This window comes from Dryocola baronae, assembly GCF_051297175.1.
In the GTDB taxonomy this organism is placed as follows: Bacteria; Pseudomonadota; Gammaproteobacteria; order Enterobacterales; family Enterobacteriaceae; genus Dryocola.
Map to the genome: position 1 here is coordinate 3321230 of NZ_JBINNY010000001.1, position 12962 is coordinate 3334191.

12 protein-coding genes are annotated in these 12962 nt (G+C 59.5%); 6 read left to right on the top strand and 6 right to left on the bottom strand.

What is annotated here, in order from left to right; all coding sequences use genetic code 11:
• Window positions 1-29 precede the first annotated feature (29 nt).
• From ACSPHG_RS15820 to ybiJ, 3 genes are all read left to right on the top strand, one after another.
• Window positions 30-527, top strand: coding sequence for a TRAP transporter small permease (locus ACSPHG_RS15820; RefSeq protein WP_435954461.1), 498 nt, complete (start codon window positions 30-32; stop codon window positions 525-527).
• Window positions 527-1828 (top strand): TRAP transporter large permease, encoded by a 1302-nt coding sequence (locus ACSPHG_RS15825; RefSeq protein ID WP_435954462.1) that lies wholly within the window; start codon window positions 527-529, stop codon window positions 1826-1828. Before ACSPHG_RS15820 ends, ACSPHG_RS15825 begins: the two co-directional genes overlap by 1 nt.
• A 777-nt stretch (window positions 1829-2605) precedes the next feature.
• Window positions 2606-2863 carry a DUF1471 family protein YbiJ gene (gene ybiJ, locus ACSPHG_RS15830; protein ID WP_435954463.1) on the top strand — a complete coding sequence of 86 codons (258 nt, stop codon included), beginning with the start codon at window positions 2606-2608 and terminating at the stop codon, window positions 2861-2863.
• Window positions 2864-3003: 140 nt separating this feature from the next.
• Here the strand turns inward: ybiJ and ybiB are convergent, their stop codons facing one another.
• Together ybiB and dinG are read right to left on the bottom strand one after the other, a co-directional pair.
• Window positions 3004-3972, bottom strand: coding sequence for a DNA-binding protein YbiB (gene ybiB / locus ACSPHG_RS15835; RefSeq protein ID WP_435954464.1), 969 nt, complete (start codon window positions 3970-3972; stop codon window positions 3004-3006).
• A 10-nt stretch (window positions 3973-3982) separates the two neighbouring features.
• Window positions 3983-6142 (bottom strand): ATP-dependent DNA helicase DinG, encoded by a 2160-nt coding sequence (gene dinG, locus ACSPHG_RS15840; RefSeq protein WP_435956040.1) that lies wholly within the window; start codon window positions 6140-6142, stop codon window positions 3983-3985.
• Between the two features lie 168 nt (window positions 6143-6310).
• Between dinG and ACSPHG_RS15845 the strand changes: the two genes are divergently transcribed.
• The 3 genes from ACSPHG_RS15845 to ACSPHG_RS15855 all read left to right on the top strand — a co-directional run bounded on the left by ACSPHG_RS15845 (window position 6311) and on the right by ACSPHG_RS15855 (window position 8510).
• Window positions 6311-7435 carry a ribosomal protein uL16 3-hydroxylase gene (locus ACSPHG_RS15845; RefSeq protein ID WP_435954465.1) on the top strand — a complete coding sequence of 375 codons (1125 nt, stop codon included), beginning with the start codon at window positions 6311-6313 and terminating at the stop codon, window positions 7433-7435.
• A 140-nt stretch (window positions 7436-7575) separates the two neighbouring features.
• Window positions 7576-8334 (top strand): MerR family transcriptional regulator, encoded by a 759-nt coding sequence (locus ACSPHG_RS15850; protein WP_435954466.1) that lies wholly within the window; start codon window positions 7576-7578, stop codon window positions 8332-8334.
• A 68-nt stretch (window positions 8335-8402) separates the two neighbouring features.
• Window positions 8403-8510 (top strand): hypothetical protein, encoded by a 108-nt coding sequence (locus tag ACSPHG_RS15855; RefSeq protein ID WP_435954467.1) that lies wholly within the window; start codon window positions 8403-8405, stop codon window positions 8508-8510.
• On the opposite strand, the gene ACSPHG_RS15860 is transcribed toward ACSPHG_RS15855, so the two are convergent.
• The 4 genes from ACSPHG_RS15860 to osmF form a co-directional block, all read right to left on the bottom strand.
• Window positions 8491-9222: an ABC transporter permease gene (locus tag ACSPHG_RS15860; RefSeq protein WP_435954468.1), complete on the bottom strand. Its 732-nt coding sequence runs from the start codon at window positions 9220-9222 to the stop codon at window positions 8491-8493. The genes ACSPHG_RS15855 and ACSPHG_RS15860 overlap by 20 nt on opposite strands.
• Window positions 9206-10150, bottom strand: coding sequence for an ABC transporter ATP-binding protein (locus ACSPHG_RS15865; protein WP_435954469.1), 945 nt, complete (start codon window positions 10148-10150; stop codon window positions 9206-9208). Before ACSPHG_RS15865 ends, ACSPHG_RS15860 begins: the two co-directional genes overlap by 17 nt.
• The gene (locus tag ACSPHG_RS15870) at window positions 10147-11304 is read right to left on the bottom strand and encodes an ABC transporter permease (protein ID WP_435954470.1); all 1158 of its coding nucleotides are present in this window, start codon (window positions 11302-11304) and stop codon (window positions 10147-10149) included. Before ACSPHG_RS15870 ends, ACSPHG_RS15865 begins: the two co-directional genes overlap by 4 nt.
• A gap of 537 nt (window positions 11305-11841) precedes the next feature.
• A complete protein-coding gene (gene osmF, locus ACSPHG_RS15875; RefSeq protein WP_435954471.1) occupies window positions 11842-12753 on the bottom strand; it encodes a glycine betaine ABC transporter substrate-binding protein OsmF in 912 nt (303 codons plus the stop codon).
• Window positions 12754-12962: the final 209 nt, after the last annotated feature.

Below are 12962 nucleotides of genomic sequence, written 5' to 3' on the forward strand. Positions count from 1 at the left end.
CCACGTTTATCTTCTCAGGTATGTAAAACATGATACTTAAGCCCCTTAAGCTTGCGGTAGACCGGGCTATTGCCACTTTCTCCGTACTGGTGATGATAGCCCTGGTCGTCTGCGTGGTCTGGCAAGTTTTTAGCCGCTATGTCCTCAACCAGCCCAGCACGCTGACCGACGAGCTGGCCCGCTTTCTGATGATCTGGGTCGGCCTGCTTGGCGCGTCCTACACCGTCGGCGCGCAGCGCCACCTGTCGATAGATTTTCTCGCCATGACGCTGCCGGAAGGCAAAAAACCGCTGTTAGGCCTGATTATCAACTCGCTGATTCTGCTGTTTTCCGCGCTGGTTATCGTTAACGGCGGCCTGATGCTTATCGATAAAACTCTGGCAACCGGGCAGCTCTCCGCGGCAATGCAAATCCCGATGGGATACGTCTATTTCGTCCTGCCGCTCAGCGGCGGCATCATGATGTTCTATTCACTCTACTTTATCGTCACCGACGCGCTGTCGCTGACCCGCAAAGGGGCTAACTAATGGAAAGCTATATCGCCCTCACCCTCTTCGGCGCGTTTTTCGTGCTGGTGTTTATCGGCCTGCCCATTTCGTTTGCCATCGGCATCGCAACGGTTTCGTCGATGCTGCTGATGCTGCCGTGGGACGTGGCGGTGATCACCGTTTCGCAGCGCCTGGCCAACGGTCTGGATAACTTTGCTCTGCTGGCGATCCCGTTCTTTATCTTCGCGGGCACGCTGATGAACAGCGGCGGCATCGCCATCAGGCTTATCAACCTGGCGCAGATTATGGTAGGCCGCGTGCCGGGTTCTCTCGGCCACGTCAACGTGCTGGCGAACATGATGTTCGGCTCAATCTCCGGCTCGGCGGTGGCCGCGGCGGCGGCGGTCGGCGGCACGCTTTCGCCTATCCAGAATAAAGAAGGCTACGACCCGGCGTTTTCGACGGCGGTAAACGTTTCTTCCTGTATTACCGGGCTGCTGATCCCCCCTTCGAACGTGCTGATCGTCTTCTCCCTGACGGCGGGCGGCGTGTCCGTGGCGTCCCTGTTTATGGCGGGCTATCTGCCCGGCATTCTGATGGGGCTGTCCATCATGTTCGTCTGCTGGGTTATCGCCAAACGGCGCGGCTACCCGGTGTCGGCTCGTCCAACCTGCGCGCAGGCGGCCAAAGCGTTCTTTGACGCGCTGCCGAGCCTGCTGCTGGTGATCATCGTGATGGGCGGGATTCTGGGCGGGATCTTTACCGCAACCGAGGCGTCAGCCATCGCGGTGGTTTACACCTTTATTCTGTCGGTGCTGATTTACCGCGAGGTGAAATGGCGCGATCTGCCGAAGCTGATCCTCGAGTCGGTGGTGACCACGTCTATCGTGCTGCTGCTGATTGGCTTCTCGGTAGGCATGTCATGGGCAATGACCAACGCAGATATTCCCTACATGATCAGCGACGCGCTGATGGGGATTTCGGACAATCCGCTGATTATTCTGCTGCTGATTAACATTGTGCTGCTGATTGTCGGCATCTTTATGGACATGACGCCCGCAGTGCTGATCTTCACGCCAATCTTCCTGCCGATAGCGCAGGATCTCGGCATGGACCCGGTGCATTTCGGCATCATGATGGTGGCAAACCTCTGCGTCGGGCTGCTGACGCCGCCGGTGGGCAGCGCGCTGTTCGTCGGCTGTTCGATTACCGGGGTGAAGATTCAGCATCTCATCAAACCGCTGCTGCCGTTCTACGCCGCGCTGTTCGTGTCGCTGATGATGATTACCTATATTCCGCAGATTTCGCTGTTTGTGCCAAAGCTTTTAGGGTTGATGTAGTTGGTTTGCGGCGGGTGGCGCTTGCGCTTACCCGCCCTACGCCCAGTCCCGGAAATCGGATAACCCCGCAGGTCGGATAAGCAAGGCGCCATCCGACAACCAACCACTCCAACCCCGCAGGTCGGATAAGCGAAGCACCATCCGACAACCAACCACTCCAACCCCGCAGGTCGGATAAGCAAACCGCCATCCGACACCCCACCATCCCAGCCCCGTAGGTCGGATAAGCAAAGCGCCATCCGACAACCCAACAATCCCAGCCCCGTAGGTCGGATAAGCAAAGCGCCATCCGACACCCCACCATCCCAGCCCCGTAGGTCGGATAAGCAAGGCGCCATCCGACGCCCCACCATCCCAGCCCCGTAGGTCGGATAAGCGAAGCGCCATCCGACAACCCAACAATCCCAGCCCCGCAGGTCGGATAAGCAAAGCGCCATCCGACAACCAACCACTCCAACCCCGTAGGTCGGATAAGCGAAGCGCCATCCGACAACCAACCACTCCAACCCCGCAGGTCGGATAAGCAAGGCGCCATCCGACGCTTCCCCGCAAATAAAGTAGCAAAAAATGCTTTAAGCGAGACGGGAAAGGCAAACCAATTTCATCCGTGATAATTTCACCGCAAATCATCACTTATTTCAATGTGTTATATCGTATTCAATTTTTTTGAACAACGCTGTCAATTCTCTTCGATTTATTCTTCTGCTCAAAAGTGTGACCATAATCACATCGACGGAACAACGTCACCTTAACAGAATAACCTGCGAGAGATTAACTATGAAAACCATCAAATATGCTGTTGCCGCTATCGCCCTTTCACTTTCTTTTGGCGCATTCGCTGCACAATCCGTCAGCCCGGCTGAAGCACAGAATCTGAATAAAGTTGGCGTGGTGTCTGCACAAGGCGCAAGCACGCTGGACGGTCTGGAAGCGCAGCTGGCTTCTAAAGCGGAACAAGCGGGTGCAAAAGCCTACTCCATCACCTCTGCCAACACTAACGGCAAGATGAGCGGCACCGCTGTTATCTACAACTAAGATGTAGAGTAAAAGTTTTAACCCTGTGAGATGTATGACCCTCATTTGGAGCGCTGCTCCGACACTGCTTGATCCTTGATGTTACCCTTTTATGCCTGCGGCGCTTGCCGCAGGCTTTTTTTTGCCTGCAATTTGGGGGATCAGAAAGTCTGCTCGACGCGCGTAAGCCCTGCCTCAAGCGTTGGCGCATCGCCGGTGGCGACCAGGCAGCAGGCCATCTGGATTTTCAGCGACCGTGGAACCGGCTCTACGCCCGCCACGCAGCGTTCAATCCAGCGCGCGGTGACTTCGGGGTCTTTGGACGCGGGCAGCACGGCTTCGTCCTCGCTGATTTCCAGCTGACGCTCGCTGACGACTCGCGCGCCCTGGCCATCAATCAGGGTTATCTGCGGGCAGCGCTGCGGATTGGCGTACACTTCGCCTTCCGTACCGTGCATCAGCAGGCCGCGCCCGCCGATATCCGTAAAGAACTTCGCTACCTTCGGCACGTATTCCGGGTGGGACACGCTTGCAAGCCGCAGCGCGGCGTCCTCTGCAAACGGCGTGGCGAGTTTCGCGAGGGTATGCGCGCTGTTGCGCACGCCCATGCGCCAGCGCATCGCCAGCTGGTCTTCCATCGGCGGGCACAGCGCGCTAATCGGAATATAGACCGGATGATGGGCTTCGAGCTTTGCCTGGGCCTGGCCTGCAAACTTGGTCGCCTCAATGCCCATCAGGGTAAAAATAGTTTCGGTTAAAATGCGGGTCGGATCGTGGCTCACGCCGTGCACCACAACCGGGTAGCCCAGGCGGTTTAGCAGCATTGCCAGCAGCGGCGTAAGGTTTGCCTGCTTGCGCGCGCCGTTATACGAAGGGATAACAATCGGCATCGGCCTGTTAACCGGCGGCGTCAACGCGATGACGTGCTGCTTCATCGCCTCGTAGAAGCCCAGCATCTCCGCTTCGCCTTCGCCCTTGATGCGCAGGGCGATAAGCACGCCGCCGAGTTCAAGTTCCGGCACCTCACCCCTGAGCATATGGGCATACAGCCCGCGCGCGGTGTCAAAATCGAGATCCCTGGCGTGGTTCTTGCCGCGCCCAATTTCTTTGATGATCTTGCGATAGTCCATTTCAGCTCCCCTATTTTTTGCTCACACGTTTGCGCCGCACGGTCTTTTTGGGCGTGACATCAATTATTTTAGCCGCCGGTGCGGGCGGCTGGCTTATCGGAAACACCGGCAAAGCCCCCAGCAGGCGCTGGCCGTAATTTTTGGTCAGCAGTCGACGGTCGTAAATCACCACTTCACCATAGCAGCCGTGGCTACGGATCAAACGCCCGACCTGCTGGATAAGGTTAAAGGATGCGGCAGGTAAACTCTGTACTTCAAAAGGATAGCGCTTGAGGCTTTTCAGCCATTCGCCCTCGGTGACCACCACCGGGCTGTCCACCGGCGGGAAGGCGATTTTATGAATATGCACCTGGCTTAGCAGGTCGCCTTTTAAATCTAACCCTTCGGCAAAGGATTGCAGCCCGACCAGCACGCTGGTTTCCCCCTGCTCAACGCGCCTGCGGTGTAATTCAACCAGCTGATAGCGCGGCCTGTCGCCCTGCACCAGAAGCGTCAGGCGCAGATCGGTGACGTGGGTCAGGAACAGCTGCATGGCGCGGTTGCTGGCAAACAGCACCAGCATACCTTTGTGTTCGCCCTTCGCCAGTTCGGCGCGGAAGAACGCCGCCATCTCGGCAATGTGCTGCGGCTCGTTTTCCATCGTCGGCTCAACCGTCAGCTGCGGGATCACAAGCTTGCCCTGTTCAACGTGATTAAACGGCGAATCCAGCGCGATAAAACGATCGCCCGCCTTTTCACGCAGGCCGCTCATTTCCTGCAACCGGTCGAATTTGTTTAGCGAACGCAGCGTGGCGGAGGTCACGATCACGTGCGGCACGTTGCGCCAGACCAGCTTTTCCAGCTGATCGCTCACGCGGATGCCCACGCAGTGGAAGAACACGTGCGGCTGCCCTTCGCGCACTTCGCGCGTGACCCATTTTGACACCGGCGCGCCGGAGGCCTGGTCCATAGCGGAAAGCCGCCACAGCTTGCTTTGGGATTCAAAGTAGCCCAGCGCACGGTTCATCTGTAGCAAAGCGCGATGCACGCGCACCACGTCGTGGCTGCCGGTCTTTTCGCTGAGATCGCTTAGCAGCGCTTCGGCGAGGCTGCGCAGCCCTTCCATCAGCTTCGCCAGCCGCTGGCAGATGGCCATGATTTCTTCCGGCAGCACGCCCATCTCGAAGCGGTGCTCGCTTTCATAATCGCCGGGCATCCACAGCTTAACGATGCCGTAAAACGAGCTGAGCAGCTCGTGGATCTCGTCACAGTGGTTGGTCAGGCGTTCCGGCACGGTGAGCGGCGGCGGGCTTTTCGGGCGGAAGTGCGCCATGCAGGTTTCCACAAGCTTTGAGAACAGATCGAGCTGCAGACGGCTGTAGCCGGGCGTGATTTCGGCGCTCATCTCCAGCGCGTCGCGGGCGACGTCCGGCAGGTGGTGGCCCTCATCGAGCACCAGCAGCAGGTTTTTTGCCTCCGGCAGCACGGCGTCGCTTTCCATCGCCGCCATCACCAGCGCGTGGTTGGCGACCACGACCTCCGCCTCATCGATTTCGCGGCGGGCCACGAAGAACGGGCATTCGCGATACCAGTGGCAGTTGCGCCCGAGGCAGCTTGCCTTATCCGTGCTCATTCTGCGCCACAGATCGTCGTCGATGGCCTGGGCGTTATGGTCGCGTATGCCGTCCCATTTATAGGCGTCCAGCTCGGTTTTAAGCTTCGCGCAGCGCTGCTGTTCGTCCTTGCTGGCGGGGGCCATTTCATCGTCGAGGAAGGCGAGTAAATCCCCCTGCGCGAGGTTATCCGTCGCTAATGCGGCAAGGTTTCGCGGGCAGACGTAGCGCCCGCGCCCGAAGGCGGCGGTAAATTTGAGATCGGGAATAATTTTGCGCAGCAGCGGCAGATCTTTGCTGAAGATTTGATCCTGCAAAGCAACGTTGGCGGTGCTGACCACCAGCGTTTTTTGTTCCCCGCGCGCGATGGCGATGCCGGGAATAAGATAAGAGAGCGTTTTACCCACGCCGGTGGGAGCCTCAATCGCCAGGTGGCGACCCTCTTCGCCCGCGAGCGTTTTCGCCACTTCGGCAATCATCTGCCGCTGCGGTGGGCGCGGAATAAAGTCCGGGATCTGCTGCTGTAGCGCCTTATACCAGGCGGCGATTTGCGCTTTTTGCGCCGAGGACAAAGCCATGAACACCACTTTTACTGTATAAACAGCCACTATTGTCCCACTTTTCGCGCGCCGACGGCACCGTTTTTTGTTTTTAAGTCATCCACGCGGCCTTGACCAATGACAAAGCGGCGTCGCGCGCGCCCTCCTTATAATTGTGGCCGTTTGTCTTCCCACTGGTAGGAACCTATGGCTTATCAACTCACCTTAGACTGGCAAGAATTTTTAGAGAAATACTGGCAAAAACAGCCGGTTGTATTAAAAAACGCCTTCCCGGGCTTTATTGACCCGATTACCCCGGACGAACTGGCGGGCTTAGCCATGGAACCTGAGGTGGACAGCCGCCTCGTCAGCCATAGCGAAGACGGGCAGTGGCACGCCAGCAACGGGCCGTTTGAAGATTTCGACAATTTGGGCGAAACCGGCTGGTCGCTGCTGGCGCAGGCCGTTAACCACTGGCACGAGCCTTCCGCCGAGCTGGTGCGCCCGTTCCGCGTGCTGCCGGACTGGCGTCTGGACGACCTGATGATCTCCTTCTCCGTGCCGGGCGGCGGCGTAGGCCCGCACATCGACCAGTACGACGTGTTTATCATCCAGGGCATGGGCAGCCGCCGCTGGCGCGTGGGCGATAAGCTCCCGATGCGTCAGTTCTGCCCGCACCCGGCGCTGCTCCATGTCGATCCGTTCACGCCAATCATCGATGAAGACCTGGAGCCGGGCGACATTCTCTATATTCCGCCGGGCTTCCCGCACGACGGCTTCACCCATGAAACCGCGCTGAACTACTCGGTGGGCTTCCGTGGGCCAAACGGCCGCGATCTGATCAGCAGCTTTGCGGACTACGCGCTGGAAAACGACCTGGGCGGCGAGCACTACAGCGATCCGGATCTCACCCTACGCGACCATCCGGGCAAGGTCGAAAACTACGAGCTGGATCGCCTGCGCGACATGATGGTTGAAATGCTCAACCAGCCGGAAGATTTCAAAAACTGGTTCGGCCGCTTCGCCACCACGCCGCGCCACGAGCTGGACGTCGCGCCCGCGGAGCCGCCGTACGAACAGTCAGAAATCGTTGATGCGCTGGCGCAAGGTGACGCCCTGCTTCGCCTGAACGGCCTGCGCGTGCTGAACGTCGGTGAAAGCTTCTTCGTTAACAGCGAGCCGCTGGCTACCGCTAACGTCGCCGCCGCCGACGCGCTGTGCCGCTACGCTTCGATCGGCAAAGCCGAGCTGGGCGATGCGATTCACGACGAAGCGTTTATGGCCGTGCTGACCGATCTGGTCAATCAGGGCTACTGGTATTTCGAAGACTAATTGATAAAACAATGGCGGGGGCGCAAGGCTCCCGCCCTTTAACATTCCCTCCCGCAAAGAATAAATCAGCCAAATTTCGCAGTTTCAGCCGCACTGTCTACAGTTATACGGGGACTTCCCGTACTCGCTCTGGGGACATCATGGCGCTTTATACCATTGGAGAAGTGGCTGCGCTTTGCGATATCAATCCCGTCACGCTGCGTGCCTGGCAACGGCGCTACGGGCTGCTAAAACCACAACGCACCGACGGCGGACACCGGCTGTTTGACGATGCCGACATCGACCGAATACGCGAGATCAAACGCTGGATTGAAAACGGCGTGCAGGTGAGCAAGGTTAAAGCCCTGCTCAGCGGCGAAGAGCGGGATCTGGAAACCGGCTGGCGGGAGCGTCAGGAAGTGCTGCTGCGCCATCTGCAAAGCGGCAACCCCAACCGGCTGCGCGCCTGGATTGCGGACGTGGGGCGCGACTATCCTGCGGAAACCCTGGTCATGCAGCTCTACACGCCGCTGCGCCGCCGCCTGCAGTGCCAGCAGGTCACCCTCAACACCCTCTTAAGCCTGCTCGACGGCGCGCTTATCAACTATATCGCGCTGTGCCTGGCGTCGGCGCGCAAACGCAGCGGCAAAGACGCGCTGCTGGTCGGCTGGAACACTCAGGACGGCACAAGATTATGGATGGCGGCATGGATGGCGATACAGCAGGGCTGGCGCGTTGACGTGCTGGCAAACTCCGTGAGCAGCGTGCGCCCCGAACTCTTCCCGCAGCAGACGATTTTAGTGTGGTGCGGCGACGCCCCAACCGAGCAGCAGCTTAACCAGCTGGAAGAGTGGCGCTGCTCCGGCGTGCCCGTTTTTCCGCTCACCGGCAGCGGGCGCGACCCCGCCCGTATGACATAAGGCATTTAAAGGTTCATTAACAACCCTGCTTCGCTTTATAATCGCTCCCGTAACATTGGGAGCTAAAAATGAAATTGTCTAAAATTGCCATCGTCGGTGGCATGCTGGTGATGGCCATCGGCGGAATCGGCGGCGTAATGCTGGTGGGTTACATCGTTATCCTTCATGGCGCGTAACGTAGCGTTGCAGGCGTTCAAACAGGCGGTCGGTGACAATCGCCGCCAGCGCCACCAGTATCGCCCCCTGAATCACATACGCGGTGTTAAAGCCGCTCAGGCCGATGATAATCGGCGAGCCGAGCGTGCTGGCCCCGACGGTTGACGCAATGGTCGCCGTACCGATATTAATAATCACCGAAGTACGAATCCCCGCCAGAATCACCGGTGCCGCGAGCGGCAGCTCAACCTTGCGCAGCACCTGCCAGCGGCTCATGCCCGCGCCCAGCGCGATTTCACGCGTCGCCTCTGGCACCGCGCCGATGCCCGCCAGCGTCCCCTGCAATATCGGTAACAGGCCGTAAAGCACCAGCGCGATAATGGCGGGCTGCTGCCCGAACCCCATCACCGGAACGGCTATTGCCAGCACGGCAACGGGCGGGAAAGTTTGCCCGGCGGCGGTGATGGTTTCGACAAGCGATCGGAACTCCAGCCCGCCTTCGCGCGTGACCGCAATCCCTAACCCCACGCCAATTGCTACCGCCACCGCGCTTGAAACCGCCACCAGCGTAAGGTGCGCCAGGGCAAGCGAGGTAAAGGTATCCTGCTGATAGACGGGGCGCGCAAGCTCGGGGAACAGCCAGCTAAACAGCGCGAAGGTATGCGGCATCACAAACAGCAGCGCGATGAACAGGACTAACAGCCACAAAAGCGGATCACGGACGAGGCGCATGTTCACCCCGCACCAGGTCGCTGAAGTGAAGCACGCCGCACGGCACGCCTTGTTCATCCACCACCGGCAGCTGCTGGCACTGGCGGTCGACAAACAGCGACAGCGCCTCGCGCAGGCTGAGATCGGCCTGAATCGGCACGCCGTCGATGCGCTCGTCGGCCCTCAGGCTGTTGGCGACCTGGCGCAGCGACAGCAGCCGGATGCCCAGCTCGCTGCGGCCAAAGAACTCGCGCGCGAAGTCGTTGACCGGGTTGGTCAGCAGCTCGAGCGGCGTCCCCTGCTGGACGATTTGCCCGCCGTCCATCAATACGATGCGGTCTGCAAGGCGCAGGGCTTCTTCAATGTCGTGCGTGACCAGCACGATGGTGCGGCCCAGCAGATTGTGAATCCGCACGATTTCCTGCTGTAGCGCGGCGCGGGTTACCGGGTCGAGCGCGCCGAACGGCTCGTCCATCAGCAATACTTCCGGGTCGGCCGCCAGCGCTCTGGCAACGCCCACGCGCTGCTGCTGCCCCCCGGAAAGCTGGTGCGGGTAGCGGTCGCGAAACTGTGCGGCTTCAAGGCCCAGTAAATCCAGCAGCTCGTCAACGCGCGCCTCGATACGCGCCTTCGGCCATTTCAGCAGCTGCGGCACCGTGGCGATGTTCTGCGCCACGTTCCAGTGCGGAAACAGGCCGATGGACTGAATCGCATATCCCATTCTGCGGCGCAGGGCTTTGGTATCGAAGCTTCTGATCTCTTCCCCGGCGAAGCGAATGCGCCCTTCGTCGTGCTCCACCAGACGGTTAATCATCTTAAGCGTGGTGGATTTCCCCGAGCCGGAGGTGCCGATCAGCACCGTAAATTCGCCTTCCAGGATGTTCAGCGACAGATCTTTAACCGCCGCTTCCCCCTGGAAGTATTTCGTCACCTGGTCAAATTCGATCATGGCCGTTTCGCCTCAAGTAGGGAGATGAAAAGTTTAAATATAGCGTCGAGGATCACCGCCAGCGCGATGGTGGGGATCACGCCGAGCAGCACCAGGTCCAGCGCGCTGCTGAGCAGCCCCTGGAAGATAATCGCCCCGAAGCCGCCCGCGCCAATCAGCGCGGCGATAACCGCCATGCCGATAGTTTGCACGCAAACCACGCGCAGGCTGCGCAGCAGAACGGGCATCGCCAGCGGCACCTCGGCCTTCCAGAAGATTTGCCCACGCGACATCCCCATTCCCTCCGCGCTTTCGATGATATTTCGCGGCACCTGCTGCATCCCGGCGACAACGCCGCGCACCAGCGGTAACAGGGCGTAGAGCACCAGCGCGATTAACGCGGGCGTGACGCCAATCCCGCTCACCCCCATCGCGCCAAGCCACGGGAGCGCTTTCGAAAGCCCCGCCAGCGGCGCAATCAGCAGGCCAAACAGCGCCACCGAAGGCACGGTTTGAATCACGTTAAGCACGGAAAACACCGAAGGCTGCCAGCCGGGGCGCTGGTAGCAAAGCACGCCGAGCGGCACGCCAATCAGCAGCGCCGGAACGAGCGTGCCGAGCAGCAGCGCCAGGTGGCGGGTCAGCGCGTCGTCAAAAACGTCCTGCCGGTTGGCGTATTCTTTCAGCAGCGACAGCTCGGCGAAGAAGCCGCTCAGCAAAAGCGCGACCGGCACGATCCAGATTTGCACGTTGAGCAGCAGGCGCCAGAGCGCTTTCGGCGTCAGGCGGTTTATCGCATCAGCACAGATGAGCAGGCTTAACGCCAGCGCCAGCCATAGCCCGCTGCCGGGCGAGGTGCGCGCAACGCTGCTGCCCTGCTGCGCAAAAAAGAGGGCCGTTTTGCCCATCACCACCAGCGCTACGATAAACAGCGCTTCGCCAGCGAGCAGGGTCAGCACCAGCGGCAGACGATGCGTAGGGGCAAAAATCAGCGCGGTAAGTATGACGGTGGGAACGCAGAGCATGAGAAGCGCGTGGCCGGGCAGCGCGCCCAGCAGCAGAGGCTCCCCCGAGACCAGCCGGTTGGCGGCGTGATTAATAAAGGGCAGCAGCGCGCCCGCCACGACCAGCAGCAACACCAGTAGCAGCAGCACGCGATTATGAATCTTCAACAAACGCACATCCTGTCAGTATTTTTCGGGTGAATAAGCGAACGCGCCATCCACCGACTTGTCGGATGGCGGCGTGCGCCTTACCAGACCTACGAACGACCTGTAGGGTGGATAAGCGAGAGCGCCATCCACCGGCTTGTCGGATGGCGGCGTGCGCCTTACCCGACCTACGAACGACCTGTAGGGTGGATAAGCGAGCGCGCCATCCATCGGCTTGTCGGGTGGCGGCGTGCGCCTTACCCGACCTACGAACGACCTGTAGGGTGGATAAGCGAGCGCGCCATCCACCGGCTTGTCAGATGGCGGCGTGCGCCTTACCCGACCTACGAACGTCCTGTAAGGCGAATAAGCGAAGGCGCCATCCACCGGTTTGTCGGGTGGCGGCGTGCGCCTTACCCGACCTACGAACGACCTGTAGGGTGGATAAGCGAGCGCGCCATCCACCGGCTTGTCGGGTGGCGGCGTGCGCCTTACCCGACCTACGAACGACCTGTGGGGTGGATAAGCGAAAGCGCCATCCACCGCCTGGGATCGCCGCTATTACTTCACAAAACCTTTCTGCTTGAGGTAATCCGCCGCCACTTTTTTGGCATCCACGCCTTCAACGGCGATGCTGGCGTTAAGCTGCTGGAGGGTTTTCTCATCCAGCGAGCTAAACACCGGCTTCAGCCATTCATCCAGCTGCGGATAGGCTTTCAGCACCGCTTCACGCACGACGGGTGCCGGCGCGTAGATGGGCTGCACGCCCTTCGGATCGGACAGGGTTTGCAGGCCAAGCGCCGCAACCGGGCCGTCCGTACCGTAGGCCATCGCCGCGTTAACGCCGGAGGTCTGCTGCGCCGCCGCTTTAATGGTTACCGCCGTGTCGCCACCGGCCAACGAAAGCAGCTGCTTCTGGTCGAGCTTAAAGTCATAGGCTTTCTCAAACGCGGGCAGCGCGTCAGGGCGCTCGATAAACTCGGCCGAAGCCGCAAGCTTGAACTCGCCGCCTTTTTTCAGGTAAGCGCTGAGGTCGTCAAGCGAGGTGAGCTTGTTCTTTTCAGCCAGGTCTTTGCGCACCGCGATAGTCCAGGTGTTGTTGGCGGGCGCGGGCGTCAGCCAGACAAGATGGTTTTTCTCAGCGTCGAGCTGCTTCACCTTCTCATAGCCCTGCTGGGCGTTTTTCCACACCGGATCGTTATCATCCTTAAAGAAGAACGCGCCGTTGCCGGTATATTCCGGGTAGATATCCAGCTCGCCGGAGGTGATGGCCCCGCGCACTACGGGCGTGGTGCCAAGCTGCACTTTATTGACGGTTTTCACGCCGTGGCTTTCCAGCACCTGCAAAATAATGTTGCCCAGCAAAGAGCCTTCGGTATCGATTTTGGAGCCAACTTTGATCGGCTCGGCCGCCTGAGCGCCCGCCGCCAGCATCAATAATCCCGCCACGCCCCAACGCGCTGATAAATTCATGGTGCTACCTCGTTGTTGTTCTTTACTTGAAAATCATGGAGTCACAAAAAGAATAGCTGAGATTTAACAACCCGGGGAAAGCATAAAGGGGAATAAGATATAGAGAAGAATATTTGGTACGACCAAAGGCTGTCGGGTGGCGCAAGGCTTACCCGACCTACCGTTCACGCCGTTTGTAGGGTGGATAAGCGATAGCGCCATCCACCGCT